22 protein-coding genes are annotated in these 25,788 nt (G+C 48.3%); 3 read left to right on the top strand and 19 right to left on the bottom strand.

All coding sequences use genetic code 11. The features are described from left to right. The first annotated feature begins 50 nt into the window (after positions 1–50). Positions 51–1,067: an NADPH dehydrogenase NamA gene (namA, locus tag MTR82_RS09820; RefSeq protein WP_246808861.1), complete on the top strand. Its 1,017-nt coding sequence runs from the start codon at positions 51–53 to the stop codon at positions 1,065–1,067. Positions 1,068–1,497: 430 nt separating this feature from the next. Here the strand turns inward: namA and rnz are convergent, their stop codons facing one another. From rnz to mce, 5 genes are all read right to left on the bottom strand, one after another. Beyond that, on the bottom strand, positions 1,498–2,457 hold the full coding sequence (gene rnz / locus MTR82_RS09815) for a ribonuclease Z (protein WP_246808860.1): 960 nt from the start codon (positions 2,455–2,457) through the stop codon (positions 1,498–1,500). A 7-nt stretch (positions 2,458–2,464) separates the two neighbouring features. After that, complete coding sequence (locus MTR82_RS09810) at positions 2,465–3,700, bottom strand: DNA polymerase IV (protein ID WP_246808859.1); 1,236 nt, start codon at positions 3,698–3,700, stop codon at positions 2,465–2,467. Between the two features lie 88 nt (positions 3,701–3,788). Further along, positions 3,789–4,910, bottom strand: coding sequence for a M20/M25/M40 family metallo-hydrolase (locus tag MTR82_RS09805; RefSeq protein WP_246808858.1), 1,122 nt, complete (start codon positions 4,908–4,910; stop codon positions 3,789–3,791). A 403-nt stretch (positions 4,911–5,313) separates the two neighbouring features. Then, positions 5,314–6,855, bottom strand: coding sequence for an acyl-CoA carboxylase subunit beta (locus MTR82_RS09800; RefSeq protein WP_052651715.1), 1,542 nt, complete (start codon positions 6,853–6,855; stop codon positions 5,314–5,316). A 15-nt stretch (positions 6,856–6,870) separates the two neighbouring features. After that, positions 6,871–7,269, bottom strand: a complete 399-nt coding sequence (mce, locus tag MTR82_RS09795; RefSeq protein WP_246808857.1) for a methylmalonyl-CoA epimerase — start codon at positions 7,267–7,269, stop codon at positions 6,871–6,873. Positions 7,270–7,435: 166 nt separating this feature from the next. Here mce and prli42 point away from each other — a divergent pair, with 166 nt between their 5' ends. Further along, positions 7,436–7,531 carry a stressosome-associated protein Prli42 gene (prli42, locus tag MTR82_RS09790; RefSeq protein ID WP_199876604.1) on the top strand — a complete coding sequence of 32 codons (96 nt, stop codon included), beginning with the start codon at positions 7,436–7,438 and terminating at the stop codon, positions 7,529–7,531. Positions 7,532–7,591: 60 nt separating this feature from the next. On the opposite strand, the gene MTR82_RS09785 is transcribed toward prli42, so the two are convergent. Continuing rightward, the gene (locus MTR82_RS09785; RefSeq protein ID WP_052651717.1) at positions 7,592–8,203 is read right to left on the bottom strand and encodes a 3'-5' exonuclease; all 612 of its coding nucleotides are present in this window, start codon (positions 8,201–8,203) and stop codon (positions 7,592–7,594) included. A 103-nt stretch (positions 8,204–8,306) separates the two neighbouring features. Here MTR82_RS09785 and MTR82_RS09780 point away from each other — a divergent pair, with 103 nt between their 5' ends. Beyond that, positions 8,307–8,486: a CsbD family protein gene (locus MTR82_RS09780; protein ID WP_052651718.1), complete on the top strand. Its 180-nt coding sequence runs from the start codon at positions 8,307–8,309 to the stop codon at positions 8,484–8,486. Positions 8,487–8,532: 46 nt separating this feature from the next. Here MTR82_RS09780 and MTR82_RS09775 read toward each other — a convergent pair whose 3' ends face one another. From MTR82_RS09775 to MTR82_RS09715, 13 genes are all read right to left on the bottom strand, one after another. Then, on the bottom strand, positions 8,533–9,522 hold the full coding sequence (locus MTR82_RS09775; protein ID WP_246808856.1) for an aromatic acid exporter family protein: 990 nt from the start codon (positions 9,520–9,522) through the stop codon (positions 8,533–8,535). Between the two features lie 484 nt (positions 9,523–10,006). Further along, positions 10,007–10,447 carry a BrxA/BrxB family bacilliredoxin gene (locus MTR82_RS09770; protein WP_052651720.1) on the bottom strand — a complete coding sequence of 147 codons (441 nt, stop codon included), beginning with the start codon at positions 10,445–10,447 and terminating at the stop codon, positions 10,007–10,009. Between the two features lie 65 nt (positions 10,448–10,512). Further along, positions 10,513–11,580, bottom strand: coding sequence for a methylmalonyl Co-A mutase-associated GTPase MeaB (meaB, locus tag MTR82_RS09765; RefSeq protein ID WP_246808855.1), 1,068 nt, complete (start codon positions 11,578–11,580; stop codon positions 10,513–10,515). After that, on the bottom strand, positions 11,580–13,727 hold the full coding sequence (scpA, locus tag MTR82_RS09760) for a methylmalonyl-CoA mutase (RefSeq protein ID WP_246808854.1): 2,148 nt from the start codon (positions 13,725–13,727) through the stop codon (positions 11,580–11,582). The genes meaB and scpA overlap by 1 nt, the downstream gene beginning before the upstream one ends. After that, on the bottom strand, positions 13,724–15,424 hold the full coding sequence (locus MTR82_RS09755; RefSeq protein WP_246808853.1) for a methylmalonyl-CoA mutase family protein: 1,701 nt from the start codon (positions 15,422–15,424) through the stop codon (positions 13,724–13,726). The genes scpA and MTR82_RS09755 overlap by 4 nt, the downstream gene beginning before the upstream one ends. Before the next feature lie 136 nt (positions 15,425–15,560). Beyond that, a complete protein-coding gene (locus tag MTR82_RS09750; RefSeq protein WP_246808852.1) occupies positions 15,561–16,910 on the bottom strand; it encodes a dihydrolipoamide acetyltransferase family protein in 1,350 nt (449 codons plus the stop codon). Between the two features lie 109 nt (positions 16,911–17,019). After that, positions 17,020–18,003, bottom strand: a complete 984-nt coding sequence (locus MTR82_RS09745) for an alpha-ketoacid dehydrogenase subunit beta (protein WP_246808851.1) — start codon at positions 18,001–18,003, stop codon at positions 17,020–17,022. After that, the gene (locus tag MTR82_RS09740; RefSeq protein WP_246808850.1) at positions 18,003–19,007 is read right to left on the bottom strand and encodes a thiamine pyrophosphate-dependent dehydrogenase E1 component subunit alpha; all 1,005 of its coding nucleotides are present in this window, start codon (positions 19,005–19,007) and stop codon (positions 18,003–18,005) included. The genes MTR82_RS09745 and MTR82_RS09740 overlap by 1 nt, the downstream gene beginning before the upstream one ends. 13 nt (positions 19,008–19,020) lie before the next feature. Further along, positions 19,021–20,448, bottom strand: coding sequence for a dihydrolipoyl dehydrogenase (lpdA, locus tag MTR82_RS09735; RefSeq protein WP_246808849.1), 1,428 nt, complete (start codon positions 20,446–20,448; stop codon positions 19,021–19,023). 17 nt (positions 20,449–20,465) lie between these two features. Continuing rightward, positions 20,466–21,557 carry a butyrate kinase gene (gene buk / locus MTR82_RS09730; RefSeq protein WP_246808848.1) on the bottom strand — a complete coding sequence of 364 codons (1,092 nt, stop codon included), beginning with the start codon at positions 21,555–21,557 and terminating at the stop codon, positions 20,466–20,468. A 22-nt stretch (positions 21,558–21,579) separates the two neighbouring features. After that, positions 21,580–22,674 (bottom strand): Leu/Phe/Val dehydrogenase, encoded by a 1,095-nt coding sequence (locus MTR82_RS09725; RefSeq protein WP_246808847.1) that lies wholly within the window; start codon positions 22,672–22,674, stop codon positions 21,580–21,582. Positions 22,675–22,698: 24 nt separating this feature from the next. Next, positions 22,699–23,607, bottom strand: a complete 909-nt coding sequence (gene yqiS, locus MTR82_RS09720; RefSeq protein ID WP_246808846.1) for a phosphate butyryltransferase — start codon at positions 23,605–23,607, stop codon at positions 22,699–22,701. Positions 23,608–23,739: 132 nt separating this feature from the next. After that, positions 23,740–25,785, bottom strand: coding sequence for a sigma-54 interaction domain-containing protein (locus MTR82_RS09715; protein ID WP_052651729.1), 2,046 nt, complete (start codon positions 25,783–25,785; stop codon positions 23,740–23,742). Positions 25,786–25,788: the final 3 nt, after the last annotated feature.

Below are 25,788 nucleotides of genomic sequence, written 5' to 3'. Positions count from 1 at the left end.
TTGCTATACTTAAACTCTGATTGTTTTGTAAATAAGAGGAGGCATTTGGAATGGCAAAATTATTCGAAGAATACACCATCAAAAACACAACCTTTAAAAATCGCATCGTCATGGCCCCGATGTGCATGTACCAAAGCGATAAAGAAGACGGCCAGGTCACGGACTGGCACCGGGTCCATTATCCGGCGCGTGCTGTCGGCCAAGTAGGGCTCATTATTCTGGAGGCTACAGCTGTCCAGCCGCAAGGACGCATTTCTGCTCAGGACCTTGGGATCTGGGAAGACGGGCATATTGAAGGATTGGCTGAACTTGTACGCCTCATGAAATTGCATGGCTCGAAAACCGGCATCCAATTGGCGCATGCCGGAAGAAAAGCGACGGTAGACGGCCCGATTCAAGCTCCGAGTGCAATCGCCTTTAGCGACCAATACAAAATGCCGGAGGAAATGAGCGTTGCGGAAATCAAAGAAACAGTCGAAGCGTTTAAAATGGCGGCTGAGCGTTCGAAACAAGCTGGATTTGATGTGATTGAACTGCACGCAGCTCATGGTTATTTGATCAATCAGTTTTTGTCGCCGCTTAGCAATAAACGCAGCGATGAATACGGCGGATCATCTGAGAATCGCTACCGTATCTTGAGAGAGATCATTGATGCTGTAAATGAAGTATGGCACGGTCCTCTATTCGTCCGCATCTCAGCCCATGATTATACGGAAGGCGGCATGACGCCGGAATTGTACGTAGAAATGGCGAAGTGGATGAAAGCCCAAGGAGTGGATTTGGTGGACGTCAGTTCAGGAGCTGTCGTTCCAGCAAAAATCAACGCTTTCCCAGGATATCAAGTGCCGTTTGCAGAAACGATCAAACATGAAACCCCTATCGAAGTCGGCGCTGTCGGATTGATCACAAACGCGCTCCACGCAGAAGAAATTCTGCAAAACGGCCGCGCGGATTTGGTCTTCCTGGCCCGTGAATTGCTCCGTGACCCCTACTGGGCATATACTGCAGCAAAAGAGCTGAAAGCAGATATCGACGTGCCAGTGCCCTATAAACGCGGATGGGTGTAAGGCAGTTGCAAAAAACTCAAAATTTAGTATACTAAAAGTAATACAATGAAAGATGGACGGGTCTGATTCAGGCTTGGACTTCTTCATAAAAAAACCGAATGCAAAGCGCATTCGGCCAGCTGCTTACCGCCTGAGAGCGGCTTGGCTGGAACTCGGCTTTAGAAAATAACCGTCATTCCTCACCACAGGGACGGTTATTTTTTTTTATTTATGACGAGAATCAACGACACAACAAAAGTTAACGCACTAATGGTCAGGCCAATGCTCGTAAAAACAAGCCCGAATGATTCTGTAATCGTCATTTCACCACCCCCTTTCCTGGGGAATGGCCGTACCGCCCTCTGCAGCTGTACCTTTATTTTAACACAAAAGGAACGTATGTTCTATTATTTGCATAAAAAATTTTGAACTCTCAAAAAAAGCCATCTTTTTATCGATGGCTTTCCATTTTCTTCTTAAATTTTCGTGTATGCATATTCCAGTCGAATTCCATGAAATCCCGGGCGATTTCCAGATCCGGAAAGAGCTCTTTGACCTGATTTTTCAGGGTTTTTTCGTCTTCCGGCAAAAACCTCGCGCTGATGTGATTCGCAATCAGCAATTTCGCTTCTGCTCTCCGTGCCGTTTCCGCTGCGTCGGAAATGGTGGAATGGCCATAGTCTTTCGCTAATTTCTGCGTCTTCGCATCAAATGTGGCTTCATGGACCACAGCATCCGCCCCCCGGCTTAAATCGATGGCCGCTTGGCAAAAGCGGGTATCGCCCAAAATGGAGACGACAAATCCCGGCTCTTCCGCTTCTGTCACTTCAGAGCTTTTTACTATTTTTCCGTCTTCAAGCACCACGTCTTCTCCGCGCTTCAGTTTCGCAAGCAGCGGGCCTTTCGGTACACCGAGCAGCGTCGCTTTTTCAATATTTAATTTCGGCGGCCGCGGTTTTTGGGTGATCCGGTAGCCGTAAGATGGAATGACATGGTCCAGCAGAGCCGTTTCAACCACCATCGTGTCGTCTTCAAAAATGCGGCCTTCCAGCTTTTCAATAAAAACAAGCCGATAGGTCAAGTGGGTCCGGCTAATTTTCAAGACGCTTTCCACAAATTCCCGGATGCCTTCAGGCCCATAGATTTCAAGCGGCTGATCGCTCCCTTGGAACGACCTGGAGCCGAGCAATCCCGGCAATCCGAAAATATGGTCGCCGTGCAAATGGGTAATGAAGATTTTCTCGATTTTCCGGGGTTTCAACGTTGTATGAAGGATTTGATGCTGAGTGGCTTCCCCCACATCGAAAAGCCAGATGGTGCCGCGTTCTTCAAGCAATTTAAGTGCAAGCGAACTGGTATTTCGCTGTTTGGACGGCATGCCCGCTCCGGTTCCAAGAAATAATAATTGCATAATCCCCCTACTTTCTTTCGTGGTCATCCAAAAAGTCTTTGCTGAAGCTCGTTTTTGAATCATACGAGGTTTTTTTTAGTTTGACCCCTTTGCTCAGCACATTTTTGCCAAACTTTGTTTCAAGCTGCGAAATCAAATTCAGGATCGGCTCTTCTTTCGCATGCTCCTGAAAATTAAATATGGATAGCTGTTCGGTCATATCTTCTTTTGCCGCTACGTTTGATACCGTCACGCCTACTAGCCGCAAGGGCTCCCCGTTCCAATTTTTGATGAATAGCTGCCAAGCGTTGCGAAAAATATCATCGGCTTTCCATACCGTATTTCTTAATGTGACGCTGCGCGTCCGATTTTTCCATTCAGAGCTGCGGGTCTGAATGCTGACAGTAGGCCCAGCCAATTCCTTTGCTTCCAACCGGTTTGCGACTTTTGCGCTGAGGTTCCGGAAGATCACCCTTAAATTTTCTTCATCTGTTTCGTCAATCGGCAAAGTGGTGGAAGTTCCAACGCTTTTTGTATCGTAGATAGATTCCGGATCCACTGCCCGGTCATCTATTCCATTGGCCCGATTTTGCAGCCTTAAGCCATTCTTGCCCATCTTCTCTTTGATTAATCCAGGATTGGCCAAAGCTAAATCGCCAATCGTCGCGATTTTTAAGTTTTTCAGCTTTTCTGCTGTGCTTTCGCCGATGCCGTGCATTTCAATGACGGGGAGCGGCCAAAGCTTCTCGCGGATTTCACGTTTTCTCAATATGGTGATGCCCATAGGCTTTTTCATATCCGAGGCCGTTTTTGCCAGGAATTTATTCGGCGCAATGCCAATCGAACAGGGAAGATCCAGTTCCGCTAAAATGCGCTGCTGTATTTCTTCCGCGAGCGAAACCGCATTCCGTTCCTGGGCCAGTTCAGTCATATCGATGTAGCCTTCGTCGATTGACACCGGTTCGACCAAATCGGTATAGGACCGCAGAATTTCGAACATGGCTTTTGACGCCGTGCGATACCGATCAAAGTTCGGAGGCAACAGGATCAATTCCGGAAACTTTCTCTTCGCTTCAAAGACCTGCATGGTTGTGTAGATGCCATGCGCTCGCGCCTCGTAAGAGCAAGTCACGATAATGCCGCGCCGTTCTTTCGGATTCCCGGCAATCGCAATCGGCTTTCCTTTAAGGGTCGGGTCGTGAGATTGCTCAACCGAGGCATAAAAACTATTCATATCGATGTGGAAAATCACTCGCCCGCTCATGAAAATCGCTTCACTTTCGCTTTTTCTTCCATTTTAACAAAAAAAGAGAGAACAAACAGCTTGTTCTCCCTTTGTCCAACTTATTCGATTATTGGGCTTTCGTTGATTCTTTCACAATTTCAATCAGCATTTCAGCTAATTTCTCCAATTCTTCTACCGGGATGCGCTCTTTCGTCGTATGAATTTCTTCGTAGCCGACGCAAAGATTCGCGGTTGGAATGCCGAAGCCATTGAAGATGTTCGCATCGCTTCCGCCGCCGCTTGTCAAAACAGGCGATGGTCGTCCGATTTTTTGTGCTGCTTTTTTTGCAATTTGAACGACCCGTTCCGATTCTTCGAAACGGAAGCCCGGATACATCAACTTCACTTCCGTTACGGCCTTCCCGCCCATTTGTTTCGCCACCGTTTCAAAAACGGATTCCATATGCGCCGTCTGGGCAGCTAATTTGTCTTCACTGATGGACCGCGCTTCAGAAAGGATATGCACTTCGTCGCAGACGATATTCGTCGCTTGTCCGCCTTCGAAGCGGCCAATATTAGCTGTCGTTTCTTCGTCGATGCGGCCAAGGTTCATCTTCGCAATGGCTTTTGCTGCAATTGTAATCGCCGAAATCCCTTTTTCAGGTGCAACGCCTGCATGCGCCGTTTTGCCATGGATCGTCGTCCATAATTTTGCCTGATTCGGTGCTGACGTGACAATTCCGCCGACTTTTCCGTCGCTGTCTACCGCATAGCCGTATTCCGCAATCAACATGGATGGATCCAGCTCTTTCGCTCCTGCAAGGCCGCTTTCTTCTCCAGCGGTGATGACAAATTGGATATCGCCGTGCTCCACTTGCTGTTCCTGGATTGTCCGGACCATTTCAAACAACGCGGCTATTCCGGCTTTATCATCCGCACCGAGAATGGTCGTACCGTCTGATACCACATAGCCATCACGCACTTCCGGTTTGATGCCTTTGCCTGGCACTACCGTGTCCATATGGACGGTGAAATAGATGGCTGGCACTTCTGTAAAAGCGCCGCGCAGCGTCGCAATCAAATTGTTTGCCCCGTGCCCGTTGCGGACCGATGAATCATCTTCCGCCACGTGAAAGCCGATATCCTCTAATTTTCGCTTTAGCACCGAAGCGATTTCCGCTTCATTTTTTGTTTCCGAATCAATCTGGACCAATTCCAGAAACTCGTTTAATAATCTCTCCTTGTTCATCTGGCACCCCTCTTTTATAAAATCTATGAAAGTAAAGACATTCCAGTTTGAAAAGGAATGGAAAGGAACTTGTCTTTTGCGGACAACCGTTTCTCGTTTCTTTATTTGGTGCAGCGAATATGGCTGGCGAACCTGAACGGCCGTTTCTGCTTTTCTTATTGTCCAGCTGCAACGGCCAGCCTCTCGAGGTCTTAAGCCGTCTTGCCTGTGCGGCAAAAAGCGCCGCTTCGACAATCCGTCTTAAGCTGGTCGAGGCTGAACGGCCGTTTCCGCTTTTCTTATTGTCCAGACTCCAACGGCCAGATTCTCGGACATAAGCCATCCTGGCTATGCGGCATAGAACGCCGCTTCGCCAGCTTGTCTTATGCCTGTCGAACCTGAACGGCCGTTTCCGCTTTTCTTATTACAGCGGCATATTCCCGTGCTTTTTCGCCGGTCTAGTATCTTTTTTATTGCGCATCATTTCAAGCGCCTGGATCAGTTTGATGCGGGTTTCGCGCGGATCGATGACGTCATCGACCATTCCGCGTGCAGCAGCCACGTATGGGTTCGCAAACTTTTCGCGGTATTCTTCGATTTTGGCAGCCCGCGTTTCTTCCGGATTATCACTTGCCGCGATTTCGCGGGCAAAAATGATATTTGCTGCGCCTTGGGGGCCCATTACCGCAATTTCCGCATTCGGCCACGAATATACAAGATCGGCGCCGATTGATTTCGAGTTAAGCGCCACATAGGCGCCGCCGTATGCTTTCCGAAGAATAACCGTCATTTTCGGAACGGTCGCTTCTGAATATGCGTAAAGGATTTTCGCACCATGGCGGATAATGCCGCCGTGTTCTTGTTTGATGCCCGGGAAGAATCCGGTCACATCTTCAAACGTAATGAGCGGAATGTTGAACGAATCACAGAAGCGGATAAAGCGCGCTGCTTTGTCGGATGAATCGATGTCAAGGCCGCCAGCCATTACTTTCGGCTGGTTGCACACCAAGCCGACTGTTTCGCCTTTAATGCGGGCAAGTCCAATGACGATATTGCGGGCAAATTCCGGCTGCACTTCCATAAAGCTATCGGTATCCACTACTTGTTCCACCACTTTGCGGACGTCATATGGACGGATGGCTTCAAACGGCACAATGTCCGCAAGATCTGGCCGGTAATCGTCTTTTTCATCCACTTCCAGTCGCGGCGGCATTTCCTGATTATTTTGCGGCAAGTAGCTGATCAATTGGCGCACCATTTTCAGCACTTCCTGCTCGGAATCCGAACGGAAATGCGCATTGCCGCTTATTGCTGTATGTACGCGAGATCCACCGAGGTCTTCAGAAGAAATTTTCTCCCCCGTCACCGTTTCAATTACTTTCGGTCCGGTAATGAACATCTGGCTCGTTTTGTCGACCATGAACACAAAGTCTGTGATGGCCGGCGAATAGACAGCGCCGCCTGCGGATGGTCCCATGATGACTGAAATCTGAGGGATGACGCCCGAATAGATGGAATTCCGGTAAAAAATATGGCCGTATCCGTCGAGGGACAGGACGCCTTCCTGGATGCGCGCGCCGCCTGAATCGTTCAATCCGATGAACGGTGCGCCATTTTTAGCGGCTAAATCCATCACGTTGGCAATCTTTTGGGCATGCATTTCGCCGAGCGCCCCGCCGAATACTGTAAAGTCTTGGGAAAACAAATAAATCGGACGTCCGTTCACTTTGCCGTATCCGGTAACAACCCCTTCGCCCGGCCCTTTTGCCATGCCAAAATCCGTTGTGCGATGTTCCACGAACGGGCTAAGTTCGACGAAGGAACCTTCATCGACAAGCAATTCAATGCGTTCCCGTGCCGTCAATTTCCCTTTTTCATGCTGTTTGTCAATGCGTTCTTCTCCGCCTCCGAGTTCAATCTCCCGTTTTCGGTCGTATAATTCATTGATTCTTTCGTAAATGTCCATTTCCCCACTCCTCAATCATTGCTTTTCACAAAGTTCGTATAATACGCCATTTGAAGATTTTGGATGCAGGAACGCCACTAAAGCACCGCCTGCTCCTGGATTTGCATGTTCACTTAATAACTGTACTCCATTATCCCGGAGTTCTTTCATGCGGGATTCGATGTCATCTACTCCAAAAGCGATGTGATGGATGCCTTCCCCTCTTTTTTCGATAAATTTATAAACCGCTCCAGCACGATCCATCGGTTCAAGCAATTCCAGTTTAATATTGCCCGCATCGATAAAAGCCACACGCACGTTCTGCGATTCCACTTCTTCGATTTTCAATAAAGGACAGCCGAGCGTCTCCGTATAATAAGGAAGCACTTCGTTGATGCTGCGCACCGCAATTCCGATATGGTCGACTTTCTTCATTAAATTCACTTCCTTTTTTATGTTCTCTTTTATTGTACAGATTCAGTTCGGAAAACTCTAGTTCTTCTTGAATATTTGGATAATGCCAAAGGTCTTCCTATAAAATGCATTTGAAATATGCTATGATAAAGACAAAGTTCAACTATCTATAAAGGAGTTTCGATGGATGAGAAATAGTGCTTTCCGAAAAGTGATTGTCTACACAATGGTCGGTCTAATGCTGCTTTCAAGTTTGCTTATGGGCATCAGCTTCATCATTTAAAGGCTGGAAAAATAGAAAAAGACGGAAAATCGCACTTGCCGATTTTCCGTTTTTTCGTTTTCAGCGCAGCCGTTCCACACAAAATTGATAGATGGAAGCCGTCGCCAGGCAATCGCCAAGCGCATCATGGGCATCATGCTCTAATTTCAAAAAAGCGGTCAGCGTCGTCAGCTTATGGTTCGGCGTCTCCGTAATCGCTCTTCTGGCAAGTTTAACGGTATCAATGACCGTATATTCCGGGATCGGCGTAATGTCTTCCAATGCATAAAGAAAGCCCATATCAAACGGCGCATTATGTGCAACTATCGGCAGTCCGCCAATAAAAGCAATCAGTTCGTGCGCCACTTCTTCGATCACGGGCGCATTTTCAACATCCTTGTTCGTAATGCCGGTGATCCGCGTAATGGTTCCGGAAATCGGGCATTCTGGATTGACCATTAAATACATCGTTTCTTTCCGCTCGTGCTGAATGTATTTCACAGCGCCGATCTGAATGATTTTATCGCTGCCGGAACGGAGCCCGGTCGTTTCAAAATCCAATACGACGTAATCTTCAGGGGTCTGCATCGTTGATTTATATTTTTTAGGGCGCGCAGATTGGCTTCGGGTCCATTTCGGCCGCGTCTCTTTCATTTTTTGTTCCAGAATCTGTCTAGCATCGCGTTTTTCCATGCTTTCCCTCCTTGGTTTCCTGCTTCCATTATACGCGAATTTGTTTTAAATTTCTTTTTTCAGGCTATATATAGAATAAGACAACAACAAGGAGGAATACACAATGGCAGAAAACAACGGATTCGGAGACAAACTAAAAGGCACTGTCAGCAAAGCAAAAGGCGAAATGAAAGATCAGATCGGCAACGCAACCGATGATCCAAAAATGCAGCGCGATGGAAAAGCCGACAAATTAAAAGGCAAAGCACAAGACGCCATTGGCGATCTAAAAAACAAAAAATAAAACACAAAAACCGATGAAGGATCCCTTCATCGGTTTTGTGTTTTTATCAAGCAATAGCAGGTTTCGCGCTTTTAAATCCTTTATAGGAAGATTTGATTTCCAAATAAGCATCCATCTCTTCAATCACTTGATATAAAGCGGCCATTGCCAGGAATTTATCGTGGGTATCGGGCAGCGGCATGTCCGCAAATTCATCTTTGACGGCTTGCAGCTTGCCGATATAGCGGTAAGCGGTATTGCCCGAATGGACATGGCTCGCCAGATCTTCCAAAAAATCTGCGATCAAATGGGAATGTCCGACAATAACCGGCAATGCTGTAATTTTAGGCAAGATGCGTTCGATGATTTCCAGTTGCTGCTCCCTCATGTCAAAGTAATGGTAATATTTGTTTTCAAGGCGGGTCACGTGGTTTTCAACATCCTGATAAGCGAGGGCTTTGGCATTTTTCAGCAGCTCTGTGCTTTCCATCAATTCTTTTCCCGTCCAGTCCGATTCCCCTTGCCGGAGGTAATTAGCAATTTCCGAGAAAATCGAGGAGTACATCACTTCAATCTGGTAGCGGTAATCGTCCAGCTTTTTCTCGATGCTCGGCATGTACATATTGACGGCGAGTGCCGTGCCAAAACCGACAGCCATGAGCGATAATTCATTGACAAACAGATCCAGCGTCAAGTTCTGGGAATCGTAAATATGCAAAAGAATGACCGAACTTGACACAAATCCATCCGCAAAACGGAGCGTCACCAAAGTCGGGATGAACAGCAAAATCATAATGCCGATGGTCAAAGGATGATACGCAATTCCTTCAAAAAACAGAAAAGCATAAGCAATTGCAATTAAACTCGCGACCAGGCGGGAAAAAGCAGCGCGGATCGATTTCTTTTTCGTCGGCTGGATGCAGAGAATCGTTAGGATTCCAGCCGAGACGTAATAATCAAGCTGCAGCAACTGCGCTAGCGAAATGGCAATCGCCACGCCCGCAGCCGTCTTCATCGTGCGGTAGCCGATCCGGTATTTCTTAAGTTTCATAGGCATCCCCTTATAAGAAAAGCGTAAACGGCCATTTAAGTTCGAAAGGCATAAGGCGAATGGCCGAAGCGGCGTTCTTTGCCGCACAGGCGAGGCGACTTATGACCCGAGAACTTGGCCGCTGGAGTCTGGACAAAAGAAAAGCGTAGGCAGCCGTCTAGATTCGACGGGCATAAGACAATCTGGCGAAGCGGCGTGTTCTCAGCCGCACAGCCGGATTGGCTTATGACCCGAGAATCTGGCTGCCGTAGTTTGGACAACGCAGAAAAGCGTAAGCGCTCGTTTAGCCCCGACAAGCGCTGGAGGGCTTGCAGTGAATGGCGTCTTTTTGCCATTCACAGTAAGACCGAAGCGACTCGAGGGGTTGGGCGCTGGAATCTGGACAAAAGAAAAGCGTAGGCGGCCGTCTGGATTCGGCGAATAAATACCAAACCTTTAACCTCCACATTCTCCGTAATAAAAAAATGCCCCTTTTTGAGGGGCATTCTCTTTAGATTTCTTCGCAATGCTCTTCAAAGATTTCTTGAATATGCGTGATTACAGACATCGGGTCATGCCCTTCAATTTCATGTCTGCCGATTTCATCAACCATTTTGCCATCTTTCATGAAGACGAACGATGGAGATGAAGGCAAGTGGTCTTCGCCGAAAATCGCACGTGCTTGAGCCGTTGCTTCTTTGTCCTGGCCTGCAAATACCGTTACTAAACGGTCAGGGCGCTTGTCGTAATGCACGGCATGCGTAGCTGCTGGACGTGCAATTCCGCCGGCACAGCCGCATACAGAGTTGATCATCACAAGGCTAGTCCCTGGCTGAGCTAATACATCTGTCACTTCTTCAGGCGTTTGCAATTGCGTATAGCCAGCGTCAACCATTTCCTGGCGGGCTTGCGTTACTATATCATTCATCAGAAAATTAAAATCCATTGCCATATCGAACACTCCTTATTTATTACTCTATTTATCATAGCAGGACTTGAAAAGAGTTGCAAAAAAGCTTACTCGAACAGATCCGCAATGGCTTGGGAAACCGTCATTTTTTCTTGAAGCACTTCGCGTTCCAGCATTTTCACCTGCTGGCTGCGGCTGGGGTCTCCATAAAAGCGGCCGAGCAATTCATCCGTGATCATGGAACGGAACCAATCCTTCGTTTGGTTTTGGCGCCGTTTCTGCCAATAGCCGCTCGACTTGATCAGCTCTTCAAATTCCCGGATCATGGCCCATGTTTCCTGGATTCCGGTCTTTTCGAATGAAGACACCGGCAGCGCCTGCGTTTTCCAGCCTTCAGTTGCCCGCTGCATAAAATGCAGAATCTGTTTGTATTCGCGCACCGTTTTCTGGGCAAGCTCCAGATTATGCTGGTCTGCTTTATGGACAATGATAGCATCAGCGAGCTCCAGTATGCCTTTTTTCATGCCTTGGAGTTCGTCCCCGGCACCAGTCAAGACGAGCAGCAGGAACATATCGACCATGCCCCGCACTAAGGTTTCGCTTTGTCCGACGCCGACCGTCTCAATTAAAATGACATCATAGCCGGCCGCTTCGCAAAGAAGCATCGTTTCGCGTGTTTTTTTATGGACGCCGCCGAGTGTGCCAGCTGTCGGGGAGGGCCGGATGAACGCATTCGGATTTTTGGCCAATTGCTCCATCCGGGTTTTATCCCCTAAAATGCTGCCGCCGGTAATCGAAGAGCTCGGATCGATGGCAAGTACAGCCACCCGGTGGTCTTCCCTTGTCAGCATTTCGCCGAACGTTTCGATGAACGTGCTTTTGCCGGCTCCCGGCACTCCGGTGATGCCGAGGCGGATGCTGTTGCCGGTATGCGGCAGGAGCCGGTTCAACAGCTCCTGGCCATTCGTTTTATCCGCTGGATTCGCGCTTTCTAGTAAAGTGATCGCTTTTCCGAGATGCAGACGCGAACCGCTGCGCACCCCGTCAGCCATAACTTCCACATCGAACGGTTTAGCTTCCGGCTTTTTGAATTTTTTCCGCGGAGAAGACTTCATGCCGTCATGTGCGGCTTTCACGCCTTCCATGACACGACGCGACCCTTTTTGCCGGTCCATCAGTCTGCCACTTCCTCATATCCAAGGCGTACATAAATTTCCTCAATGACTTTTTGGGCAGCGACAGGAATGACTGTTCCCGGCCCGAAAATCGCACTCGCCCCGTTGTTGCGAAGGAACTCGTAATCTTGCGCCGGGATGACCCCACCGACGACAATCAGAATATCTTCCCGGCCGATTTTTTTCAGTTCTGCTGCAAGGTCCGGCACCAACGTCATATGGCCCGCTGCAAGTGAACTGACCCCGATCACATGGACGTCATTTTCTGCCGCCTGCTGGGCCGTTTCTGCCGGCGTCTGGAATAGGGGCCCGATATCTACATCAAAGCCAAGATCGGCAAATGCGGTAGCGATGACTTTCGCTCCGCGGTCATGGCCATCCTGTCCCATTTTCGCGACCAAAATGCGCGGTCTCCGGCCTTCATTTTCAATAAAGTCCTCGGTCATTTCCTTGACCGTTTCCATTTCCTGCTGATTGGAGAAGTTCGAGCTGTAAACGCCGCTCACCGAACGGATCACCGCTTTATGGCGGCCGAACGCGGCTTCGATCGCATCTGAAATTTCCCCAAGTGTCGCCCGGTATCTGGCAGCTTCAACAGCGCATTCCAGAATGTTTGCTTCGCCAGTTTTCGCAGCTTCCGTCAACTTCGCAAGTGCTTCCTTCACTTTTTCCTCAGCGCGATTTGCTTTCATCTGTTCAATCCGCTCAATTTGTTTATTGCGGACCATCGTATTGTCGATATTCAAAATGTCGATCGGGTCTTCTTCATCTAAGCGGTATCGGTTAACCCCGATGATCACTTCTTCATTGGAATCGATTTGCGCCTGCTTTTTAGCCGCCGCTTCTTCGATTCTCATTTTCGGAAGGCCGGTTTCAATCGCTTTCGCCATTCCGCCGAGCTCTTCCACTTCCTCGATCAGCTGCCATGCTTTTTCCGTCAATTCCTTTGTCAGAGATTCCACGTAATAAGAGCCGCCCCAAGGATCGATCACTTTGGTCATCATCGTTTCTTCCTGCAAGAATAATTGCGTATTGCGGGCGATCCGCGCAGAAAAATCGGTCGGAAGGGCAATGGCTTCATCCAATGCATTCGTGTGCAGCGACTGGGTATGCCCCATTGCTGCAGCGTTTGCTTCGATCAATGTCCGCGTGACGTTATTGAACGGATCCTGTTCGGTCAAACTCCAACCCGAAGTTTGGGAATGCGTACGCAATACCAATGATTTTTCATTTTTTGGATCAAAGCTTTTCATCATTTTCGCCCAAATTTCACGGGCGGCACGCATTTTCGCAATTTCCATGAAATAATTCATGCCGATGCCCCAGAAAAATGACAAACGCGGCGCAAATGAATCAATGCCGATGCCGGCAGCAAGGCCCGTGCGGACATATTCCAATCCGTCTGCCAACGTATAGGCCAATTCGATATCCGCTGTCGCTCCTGCTTCCTGGATATGGTAACCCGAGATCGAAATGGAATTGAATTTCGGCATCTTGGTTGATGTATATTTGAAGATATCGGCAATGATCTGCATCGACATCGCCGGCGGATAAATATAGGTGTTGCGGACCATGTATTCCTTCAAAATATCATTTTGAATGGTCCCGGCCAGCTGCTCTGGAGTGACCCCTTGTTCTTCAGCCGCAACGATGAAAAATGCCATGATCGGCACCACAGCACCGTTCATCGTCATTGACACGGACATTTGGTCAAGCGGAATTCCGTCGAAAAGAATCTTCATGTCTTCTACACTATCGATCGCAACTCCCGCTTTTCCAACATCCCCCACTACGCGCGGGTGGTCAGAGTCGTACCCTCTATGGGTCGCCAAGTCAAATGCGACGGACAGCCCTTTTTGTCCCATCGCCAAGTTTCTGCGGTAAAAAGCATTGCTTTCTTCTGCAGTCGAGAATCCCGCATATTGCCGTACAGTCCAAGGGCGCGACACGTACATGGTCGAATAAGGACCGCGGACATTCGGTGCAAATCCTGGAAGACTATCTTCTGTTCCCGCTGCATCTTCTGCCTGATAAAAAGGTTTGACAGCAATGCCTTCATTTGTTTCAAATGCCTCTTGCTGAAAATCTTCTGTTTGGGAAGCTTTTAGCCCATTCAAGTCAACTTTCGTAAAATCCGGTTTTTTCATTCTTGAACAGCCTCCTTTCCTAACTCTAAAATTTCCTCAAGTTTTGAAGTGATGTGTTTGCCTGTATAGATGGCATCGTTGATCTGGAAAGCTTTCCATTCCGCCATTTGCTGCTCCGGATATCTTCCTGCCACATCAACTACTGCATTTGTATCCAAACCTTGGATAATTTCATCAATTTTTTCTTTCCCTCCGCATAAGACCGCGAACTGGATTTGATTTTCTGTTAAGAACTGATTCAATTGCTGCGCTGTCCGGATTTCCGGGCTGATTTCCGGCTCGATTCCACCGACAGCCAAAAAGCCTTGCACAAAATCCGATTGTGCTTTCACGGCTTTTAATGGGCCGAGATGGACAATCGCTGATTTCAGCATCACTTCTTTGCTGCGCGCCCGCAATTTCTCAAATGGCGCCGCCAAACGTTTCGCAGTCATATATTCCAGATGCGTCTCATCAATTTGGCCGTCTTTAACCGGTTCTTGCGGATTTGCATATACATTTGTGCCGATCAGGGACATTTCCCGGAGTGCCGCTTTTTCTTTGCGCTCCATCCACTTCGCTTGGATGTCATCAGTCAGCCAACCGGAATTCATCGCTTCTGTATAGCCGCCTGCCCCTTCGATTTCCAGGAAATAGCGCCACGCCGCATCGACGTATTCATCCGTCAATGTTTCGATGAAATAAGATCCCGCACTTGCATCCATGACATGATTGACGTGCGTTTCTTCTTTAATGACCAATTGGACATTCCGTGCAATCCGTCGGCTCTGGCCGTCTGAAACGGTCAGGAAATCATGCGGATGGACCGTATGCGCATTTGTTCCGCCAAGCACCGCTGAAAAAGTGGCATTGCCTGCGCGAAGCAAGTTGACGTATGGATCCAATTTTGAATACGAACGGACCGATGTTTCAGTGAAAATCGGGATTGGCGGGGCTTCCTCGCCATATGCTGAACAAAAGGCCGTCCAAAGCACACGGAATGCCCGCAATTTTGCAATTTCCTGGAAGAATGCCGTATCGACTGCAAAGCGCACCCACGTATTTTCAGCTTGATTTTGAAAATCTTCTTTTTTAATTGTTTCCGCTAAAATGCTAAGCGCTACCCCAAGTTCATGGATTATAGTGCCGCCAGCATGATGGACCGGGATCGTATCAATAAGCTGCGTGCGTACTTTTGCAGGCGCTTTCACAAATTCTTCCGAATAAATCACGCCTTGGACATTTGTCAGCTTGGCTTCATCGACAAAATCGAAGACGCGCAGAATTTGCGTGTCATCTGATGTCAACCGGAAGTACAACGGGAAACGTTCGATGAGTGCTGCCAATTCCTTTAGTTCGCTGTCATTCCATTCCAGGCGCTGAAAGCTTGTATAGACAATCATTTCATTTCCGCGTGCCAGGTCTTCTTTGACAGCTGCTAAATAATCCGTTGCAGTAGCCGCTGCCGTTTCCTGTGCAATAAACCAGCCCGGCAGTTGCTTTCCGCTGCGGACAGCTTGGATCTGCTCATCAATCTTCTTGCCGGACTGTCCCAGCATTTCTTTTGTATAAAGAGGTTCGAGCGTTATTCCTTCAAGCGTTTTTGTTTTTAAAGTTTCATCGAACCGCTTGCCTTTCAATGCTCCTTCAGCGGCAGTTTGCCATTCTTCATATGTACGCTTCGAAAATTTAGTCTGTTTCATGGAATCGATTGTCACTGGGTTCCCTCCTCAAAGGCGATCTATCTTCATTTTACCCGACAGAGCACGGACATTAAAGGAAAAAAAGCCCGAAGTCCGAAGACTCCGAGCTTTTCTCTCTGCTTTAAAAGGTGGAAACCTCTGTTTCAAGGAATTAATAAACAGAGGTGTTGCCTTTGTTCATGTTTTCGAGAATTTCTTTTACGCGGGCCATGAACTGGCCGCAAATCAACCCATCCAATACGCGGTGGTCAAGAGACAAGCACAAATTGACCATATCACGCGCTGCAATCATGCCATTGTCCATGATCACCGGGCGTTTCACAATCGACTCGACCTGCAGAATCGCCGCTTGCGGATGGTTGATAATGCCCATTGATTGCACAGAACCAAATGAGCCCGTGCTGTTGACGGTAAATGTCCCGCCTTGCATATCAGCAGATTTCAATTTGCCGGAACGGGCTTTAACAGCCAATTCGTTGATTTCCTTGCCGATGCCTTTAATCGATTTTTCATCCGAGTTTTTGATGACCGGAACGAATAAGGCATTGTCAGACGCGACAGCAATAGAAATATTGATGTCTTTCTTCTGGATGATTTTATCTCCAGCCCACATCGAATTCATCATCGGAAATTCTTTCAATGCCTGAGAAACGGCTTTGACGAAAAATGCGAAATACGTGAGGTTGAATCCTTCTTTGCTCTTGAAATCTTTTTTCAAAGAATCGCGGTAGGAAACCAATTCCGTCACGTCAACTTCGATCATCATCCATGCATGAGGCGCTTCGTGCTTGCTCTTCAGCATATTGGCAGCAATCGCACGGCGGACACCCGTAACAGGAATTTCAATATCGCCAGGTGCACTTTCAATCGGCGCGGATTTCTGTGCCGGTGCTGGTGCAGATGGCGCTTGGGCTGGTGCAGACTCACTTGCAGCCGGACGGCTTTCTTCTTGGGCCGGCGCTGCAGGTGCATCCCCGGCTTTTGGAATATTGCCGCTTTCGATTAAGGCAAGCAAATCTTTGCGCGTGATGCGCCCTTCGTTTCCAGTGCCCTGCACTTGCGCCAAGTCGATGTCGTTATCTTGCGCGAGGCGCAATACAGCCGGCGAATAGCGGGCTTTCGAACCTTCCGGACGGACAGGCTGTGAGGAACCTTTCGTTCCTTGCAAACCTTTCGTCACTTCCGTATCTGCAGCAGGCATGACGTTTTCTTTTCCGGCTTCAGCCGGTTTTTCCTCTTCAGCCGGCGCAGCATCTCCGCCTTCGGTTTCGATCGTACAAACGATCGCTCCGACCTCCAACGTATCGCCTTCGCTTGCAATCAATTCTTTAATGATACCCGTGAATGAAGAAGGCACTTCAGCCGTTACTTTATCCGTATTGACCTCAGCCAAAGGATCGTATTTATTGACGTGGTCTCCTGGCTGAACGAGCCATTTTTCAATGGTTCCTTCTGTTACACTTTCGCCCAGCTGCGGCATTTTAATATTTTCTATAGCCAAAAGGGATTCCTCCTTTTATTGAGTGCATCTTTTACTTTTCTTTGTTCACAACGGGCAACTCCTCGGGTCATAAGCCTTTCAGAGCTGAACGCCCGCCTCCGCTTTTCGATTAAAATTCCGCAAGTTCCCGCATCGCTTTTTCCACTTTATCCGGGTTGATCATGAAGTATTTTTCCATTGTCGGCGCATACGCCATCGCCGGAACATCTGGACCTGCCAAGCGTTTGATCGGTGCATCAAGGTCGAATAGGCAGTTTTCAGCGATGATCGCCGCCACTTCACCGATAATGCTTCCTTCTTTATTGTCTTCTGTGACCAATAGAACTTTTCCGGTTTTCTTCACTGCTTCGATAATGCCGTCTTTATCCAACGGATAAATCGTGCGCAAATCTAGAACATGTGCAGAAATGCCGTCTTCTGCCAGGCGCTCTGCCGCTTGAAGTGCGAAATGGACAGCCAGTCCGTAAGTGATGACGGTAATGTCTTCGCCTTCGCGTTTTACATCCGCTTTTCCGATTTCAACAATATAGTCGTCTTCTGGAACTTCGCCTTTGATCAAACGGTAAGCCCGTTTATGCTCAAAGAACATGACCGGATCTTCATCGCGGATCGCCGCTTTCAGTAATCCCTTTGCATCGTATGGAGTGGACGGGATGACAATTTTCAATCCAGGCTGATTCGCAAATACCGCTTCCACTGATTGGGAGTGGTAAAGCGCCCCGTGAACGCCGCCGCCAAATGGCGCGCGGAAAACGATCGGGCATGACCAATCATTGTTCGACCGGTAGCGGATGCGCGAAGCTTCCGAAATGATCTGGTTGACTGCAGGCATGATGAAATCTGCAAATTGGAATTCAGCGATCGGGCGCATGCCGTACATCGCTGCTCCGATTCCAACACCGGCAATCGCTGATTCCGCAAGCGGCGTATCAACTACGCGGTCTTCTCCGAATTGATCATACAATCCTTGCGTCGCTTTAAATACGCCGCCTTTTTTCCCGACATCTTCACCTAGGACAAAAACGTTTTCGTCACGTTCCATTTCTTCTTTCATGGCAAGCGTGATGGCGTCAATATAATTCATTACTGCCATTATTCGTTTCCTCCTTTTTCCGCATAGACATATTTAAGTGCATGTTCCGGTTCTGCGTATGGAGCGTTTTCAGCGTAATCTGTCGCTTCGTTTACGATCACCATGATGCGGTCGTTGATTTCTTTTTCCAATTCATCATCCATGATGCCGTTTTCTTTCAAATATGCACCAAAAGTCAGGATCGGATCTTTATCTTTTTGCGCAGCCAATTCGTCTGCTGAGCGGTATTGGCGGTGATCATCATCCGATGAATGGGCCGTCATCCGTTCAGAAACCGTTTCGATCAAGCTTGGGCCTTCGCCGCGGCGTGCACGGTCAGCCGCTTCTTTCACGTGTTTATAGACTTCAATCGGATCATTTCCGTCAATTGTCACACCCGGCATGCCGTAGCTTGCTGCGCGGTCTGATACGTTCTTGCTCGCCACTTGGCGGTCGAATGGAACAGAAATCGCGTATTTATTGTTTTCGACCATTGTGATGACCGGCAATTTATGGACGCCTGCAAAGTTCAAGCCTTCATGGAAATCTCCTTGGTTGGAAGAACCTTCGCCAAGCGTATTGAACGTGATGAAATCCTGCTTTTTCATTTTCCCGGCAAGTGCAACACCGACTGCATGCGGCAATTGCGTCGTTACCGGCGAAGAACCCGTCAGAATACGGTTTTTCTTTTGGCCGAAATGCCCTGGCATCTGGCGGCCGCCGGAGTTCGGATCTTCTGCTTTTGCAAACGCTGAAAGCATAATGTCTTTCGGAGTCATGCCGAAATGCAGCACGACGCCCAAATCACGGTAATAAGGTGCAATATAGTCTTTCGTATTATCCAGTGCATAAGCTGCTCCTACTTGAGCCGCTTCTTGCCCTTGGCATGAAATGACGAATGGGATTTTGCCGGCCCGGTTTAGGAGCCACATCCGCTCATCCACACGGCGCGCCGTCATCATCGTTTCATAGATCTTCAATAAATCTTCTTTCGTCAAACCTGCTTCTTCGTGTTTTGAAGCCATTTGAATTCCTCCTTTAGCTATGGATCGCTTTTCCGTCTACAGCAAGTGCCGCTTCTCCCATGACTTCAGACAATGTCGGGTGCGGATGGATCGTTTCGGCAATTTCCCATGGCGTTGCGTCAAGCACCATTGCAAGACCCGCTTCAGAAATCATATCCGTTACGTGCGGCCCAATCATATGGACACCGAGAATATCGTTCGTGGCTTTGTCAGCGATAATTTTCACAAATCCGTCTGACTCGCCGTAAACAAGTGCTTTCCCAATTGCTTTAAATGAGAATTTGCCGACTTTGACATCAAAGCCTTTTTCTTTTGCCTGATCTTCCGTAATGCCGACGCTTGCCGCTTCCGGATTCGAATAAATGCAGCGGGAGACCAAATCGTAGTTGATGGCATGCGGATTATTTCCTTTAATATGCTCGATCGCTGTAATGCCTTCATGCGAAGCCACGTGCGCAAGCTGAAGGCCGCCAATAACATCGCCAATTGCGTATATATGCGATTCTTTTGTCTGGAAGGTGTTTTTCACTTGAATAAACCCTTTTTCCACCACGATGTCCGTATTTTCCAGGCCGATGTTTTCAACATTTGCCTGGCGCCCAACCGAAACCAGCATTTTCTCAGCTGAGAAAGATTCCGTGCCGTTTTTCGTTTCTGCTTGGATCGCCACGCCGTTTTCGCCCGTTTGAAGCGTTTCAGCCATCACTTTGGCGCTCGTTGCAAATTTGATGCCTTTTTTCGACAGGAGTTTTTGCATTTCTTTCGAAATGTCTTTATCTTCCGTCGGAAGGATGCGGTCAGCGTACTCAATTACCGTGACTTCCACCCCGAAATCGTTCAGCATAGATGCCCATTCGATGCCGATGACTCCTCCGCCGACAATAAGAATAGATTTTGGAAGTTCTTCCATCGCAAGCGCTTCATCCGAGCTCATGACGAATTTCCCGTCGATGGCAAGGCCCGGAAGCGTGCGCGGACGAGATCCGGTCGCAATGATGACGTTATTCGGGATCAGCATCTCATTTTCTTCCCCGTTGTTCAGTTCCACTGAAATCGTGCCTGGGTTTGGCGAAAAGATGGACGGCCCGAGAATTCGGCCGATGCCTTCATAAACATCGATTTTGCCTTTTTTCATCAAGCCTTTGACGCCTGCATGCAATTGGTCCACAATGCCTTGTTTTCGCTGTTGGACACGGGAGAAATCCAATGAAACATCGCCTGTGTTCACGCCGAAGTCCGCTGCATGGTTTTTCGTTGTAGAGTAGACTTCCGCACTGCGCAGCAGCGCTTTGCTTGGAATACAGCCTTTATGTAAACAGGTCCCGCCTAAATTTCCTTTTTCAACAATCGCCGTCTTTAACCCTAATTGTGCTGAACGGATCGCAGCTACATATCCGCCCGTTCCGCCGCCTAGAATGACTACATCATAATTTTGTGCCATAAGTGAAGATGACCTCCTTATTCTGATAATGCTGGGTAAACTTTCGCGTCTTCTTCATTTCTTAGAACCCGGACTGCTCCTTCAGCCAATGCCTGAAGCTCGTTTTCCCCCGGTACGACCACCACATCCGAAATCCAGCGGATGCGCTTCGTGATTTCTTCGGTTAACGCTTTGCCGTGCACCAACGATCCCGTTAAGATGATGGCATCAATGCGGCCTTCAAGAACTGCGCTTGCTGCCCCGATTTCTTTCGCTACTTGATAAGCCATAGCGTCAAAAATCGATTTTGCTGCAAGGTCGCCATTCTTAATCCGCCGTTCGATTCGGACGCTGTCGCTTGTCCCTAAATAGCCGGATACTCCAGAATTCCGGACAAGCTTCAGCAGCATTTCCCGCCGGCTGTATTGACCGGAAAAACACAACTCCACCAGATCGCCGGAAGGGATTGTCCCTGCGCGTTCCATGCTGAATGGGCCATCGCCATGGAGGCCGTTGTTGACATCGACCACTTTGCCGCCCTGATGGACTCCGACAGTAATGCCTCTGCCTAAATGGGCGACGATCAATCGGACCTCTTCATAGCTTTGCCCCCGCTCTTTTGCGTATCTGCGGGCAACCGCTTTCTGATTCAGGGCATGGAAAATCGATTTTCGTTCAATGCCGCTAAAGCCGGAAACTCTGGCAAGCGGCGATAGCTCATCAACCACTACCGGATCGACAATAAATGCAGGGATATTTAAGCCACTTGCAATTTCATACGCAACAATGCCCCCTAAATTGGAGGCATGCTGACCTAATATTCCTTTTTGTAAATCTTCGAGCATTGCTTCATTCACTAAATAGGTCCCGCCTTCTATCGGACGAAGCAATCCCCCCCTACCGCATACGGCCGCCAGGTTCGAGACATTCATGCCTTCTTCATCCAACGCTTCAAGAATCGCTTGTTTTCGAACGGCACTTTGATCTGCTAATGAAGCAAATTCATCAAATGCATCCGATGAATGATGGAGCGTTTTCTCCATAATCAAAATGTCGTTGTCAAAAACGCCGATTTTAGTCGCATCTGAGGCGGGATTCAGGACCAAAATACGATGATGCTGTTCTTGCACAAGCGAATCCTCCATTTCTCTATTATCTTCTGCTTAGGATGTTATGTCCGTTGCGCAAAAATTGTGATCTTGAGTTTTTAACGCGGTTGATGCGTTCTTCCGCCATGCGCTCAGCTGCGATGTAGCTTGGAATGCCATCGCGTTTTGCGATTTCAAAAATGCGAGTGATGCTGTCATAGATGGTTTCTACGCGCTTCATCGCACGTTCGTTATTGTAGCCGTATAATTCATCCGCAACGTTGATTACGCCGCCTGAGTTGATGACGAAGTCCGGTGCATAAACGATGCCTCTTGCTTCCAATTCATCGCCGTGGCGCTCTTCTTTCAATTGGTTATTGGCAGATCCTGCAACGACTTTAACTTTCAGTTGAGGAATCGTATCGTCATTGATGATGGCACCCATTGCACATGGTGCGAAAATATCCGCTTCCTGTGAATAGATTTCATTAGGTGCAACAGCCACGGCGCCGAAATCATTGACAGCGCGCTGCACCGCTTCTTGGTTAATATCCGTAACAATCAGTTTTGCGCCTTCTTCGTGAAGATGTTTGCAAAGGGTATAAGCTACGTTTCCTACGCCTTGAACCGTAACCGTTTTGCCTTCAAGCGAATCATCGCCGAATGCTTCAAGCGCAGCCGCTTTCATGCCGATGTAAATGCCGTAAGCAGTTACCGGTGAAGGGTTTCCTGAAGAACCGAATGCAGGTGAGATGCCTGTAACAAAATCTGTTTCTTCATGGATCAAGTCCATGTCTGCAACAGTTGTACCGACATCTTCAGCTGTGATGTAACGGCCATTCAAGCCTTGGATGAAGCGTCCGAATGCACGGAACATTTCTTCGTTTTTGTCTTTCAACGGATCGCCGATAATAACCGTTTTGCCTCCGCCAAGGTTTAATCCGGCAGCTGCGTTCTTATAAGTCATTCCACGGCCAAGGCGGATTGCATCTTCGATTGCTTCTTCTTCAGTGTCATAATTCCACATGCGTGTACCGCCTAGAGCAGGTCCGAGCGTCGTATCGTGGATGCAGATGATTGCTTTTAATCCTGAGTTTTTATCTTGGCAAAATACCAATTGTTCGTAGTCGTGCTGTTCCATTCTTTTGAAAATTTCCATTGTAAATTCCTCCTAGTGGTCTCGTTAGATAGTCGATGAGCGAATGGCGAGTGCAAGCGAGAACAATTTCGTTTCTGCGCTGTCTGCCCGGGAAGTCAGCACGATGGGCGCTTTCGCACCTACAATGACGCCTCCCACTTTCGCTTTCGAAAAAAACACCAATGATTTATACAAGATATTGCCTGATTCGATATTGGGGACCAACAGAATATCAGCTAATCCGGCTGACTTCGCAGCGATCCCTTTGTGTTTTGCTGCTTTTAGCGAAATCGCATTATCAAGGGCTAGCGGCCCTTCTACAATGCATCCTGTTAGCTGTCCGCGCTTATTCATTGCGGTAAGCGCGGCGGCATCAACAGTTGCCTGCATAACGGGATTGACGACTTCAATGGCAGCGAGCGGCGCAACCACCGGCATTTGGATCCCCAGGGAATGTGCGAAAAAAACAGCATTCTGGATGATCTCAGCTTTTCGCTGCAGATCCGGATGGATGTTCATTCCGGCATCCGTCACAAATACAAGCCGTTCGAAACCTTCGATTTCAAAAGCGGCTACATGCGATAAAACCTGATCGGTCCGCAGGCCAAATGCCGGCTGTAAAACCGCTTTCATTAATATTGCTGTCGGTATATGGCCTTTCATCAATACGTCAGATTCCTTGTTGGAAACTGACTTTACAGCTGCTTCTGCTGCTGATTGAGGATCGGCTGCATGGTGAATTTTTATTTTAGGGTGATTGCTGAGATAAGGATGGCTTTTTCCAATTGCAGCATGCAATTTTTCCAAGTCGTCGAAAAGCCTGAAACTGGCAAGATTCCGCTCGAGCGAACGATGGACCGCTTCCAGGACTTCAGAGTCTGCCGCAGCTGCAACGGCTACTACCGTTTCTTTGCTGCTCGCCGTATTTTCCAGGATCTCCGCTAATGTGGCCATCAAAATCACCCCGTTCCTTTCTAATTAAAGCAGAATAAAAGCCAAGATATAAGTCTTGAAAGCGCTTTATTTCCTTTTTAAGGCTATTTACTGTGCAAATTATTGCAAAACCCTGCAATAATTTGCACACATTCATGATAAGCCATATTTTTCGAGTTTATAATATAAAGTTCGAAGAGAAATTTCCAGCTGCTTGGCAGTCTTCGATTTATTTCCTTTGAATTGCGTGAGCGCATGATGCAAAATGCCGCGCTCGACAGCGTCCAGCTGTTCCTGGAGCGGCACTGATGATTCAACGACGACTTCATGCTTTGCTTCAGCCGCTTTCAGCATGTTCCGCGGAATGTGTTCTTCGGTTAACGTCTTGTCATTCATCTGCATGAAAATCATCGACCGGCTGATGACGTTTTCCAATTCCCGGACATTGCCTGGCCAATCATAGACTTTCAGCAATTGCGTCGCTTTTTCGGTGACCGCCTCTACATTCCGTCCGTATTCCTGATTCAACTTCAGCAAGAGCCGTTCAACGATTTGCGGAATGTCCTGCTTCCGTTTCCGCAGGGGCGGAATTAGGATCGGCATGCGGTTCAGCCGGTAGTACAGATCCTCGCGGAACGTCCCGTCAAGAAGCGCTTTTTCCATATTCGCATTGGTTGAAGCGATTACTCGGACATTGACCGGAATAGGAATTGTACCGCCGATGCGCAGCGTTTCATGCTCCTGCAGGACACGAAGCAATTTGCTTTGGAGCGCCGGGGACAATTCACCGATTTCATCCAGGAAAATACTGCCGTTGTTCGCTTCTTCAAACAATCCGCGCTTTGCTCCGCTGTTAACGCCTGGGAGCGCGCCTTCTTCGTAGCCGAACAGTTCGCTGTCGAGCAGCGATTCCGATAGAGCTGCACAATTGACCCGCACAAACTTATTGAATTTCCGTTCGCTCGCACTGTGGATGGCATGGGCGAATAATTCTTTGCCGGTTCCGGATTCCCCTCGAAGCAAGACGGTTACGAGCGTCTGGGCGGCAAGCTTCGCCTGCTGAAGGCTCAGCTGCATTTCGGAAGAATAGCCGACAATGTCATCAAATGTATATTTCGATTCCAGGGTCCGGATGATGCTCCGCGCCCGGTCCAATTCTTTCATCAGTGACCGGATTTCGGTCGTATCGTGGATGACGCCGACACTTCCTTTTAGTTGGTTGTCTACGATTATCGGCGCCACATTGACAATGACTTCCCGGTTCGCAGGGCCGACTTTCAAATTCACTCCGCGGTAGGGTTTGCGTGTCTGCAGCGCTTTTAAGTGCATGCTTTCCCCTTCCGAAATATCCGCTGAAGCCGGCTGCCCGATGACATCTTCCGTCTGCAGGCCCGTAATGCGCGTATACGCCGGATTGACTAACAGCCCATTGCCTTTCTCATCGACTACGGAGATGGCATCATCGCTCGACTGGATAATCGCTTGCAGCATCGTCTGCACTTCTTTTAGATCGGTAATCTGCTCTGCTAGCGAAACGACTTCGCTGATATCTTTAAACACCGCAAATGCGCCGATGGTTTCCCCGTTCTCGTCAATCATCGGAAATCGGGAAGTGACAATTTTGGTGCCGTTTTTTAGCACGAGTTCCCGGTTCAATTCGGTGCGCGCAGTTTCATAAATCCGCGACAGTTCACTCGACGAAATGATTTCATTGACCGGCCGGCCGATGGCAGATTCGATATCTACGTTGACCATGCGGGCTGCGCTTCGGTTCATGAAATTGACATGCCCGTCTCTATCGATTCCGATCATGCCTTCTTCTATGGAATTAAAAATGATATTCTGTTTATGGCTTTCTTCGCTTAGCAAAGAAATCAAATGCTCTTTTTCGATCAATAGCCGGACAAGGGCATTGGCAATGCTGCCGGGTATGATCACCGTATTTTCCGAAAAAAATTGCGGCAGGTCTTTTTGTACGGCTTCGCTTCCCGTTACGTTAAAAACCATATCCACTAATTCTTTATCAAAATCCCGGTAGTTGTCCGTGGTGAAAATCCCTTCAGTTCTCGCAGTACGAATGGCCGGGGCATCCGGATTAGTGTCCGCGATGCCAACGACCCGCATATAATCAGACTCCAATAAAATTCGTAAAATGGCAGAGCCTCCAGCGCCGCCGCCAACAATCGCTACGTTTTGCAAATG

It is taken from the genome of Planococcus ruber, assembly GCF_022819085.1.
In the GTDB taxonomy this organism is placed as follows: domain Bacteria; phylum Bacillota; class Bacilli; order Bacillales_A; family Planococcaceae; genus Planococcus; species Planococcus ruber.
This window is presented reverse-complemented; position numbering and strand designations above follow the sequence as displayed.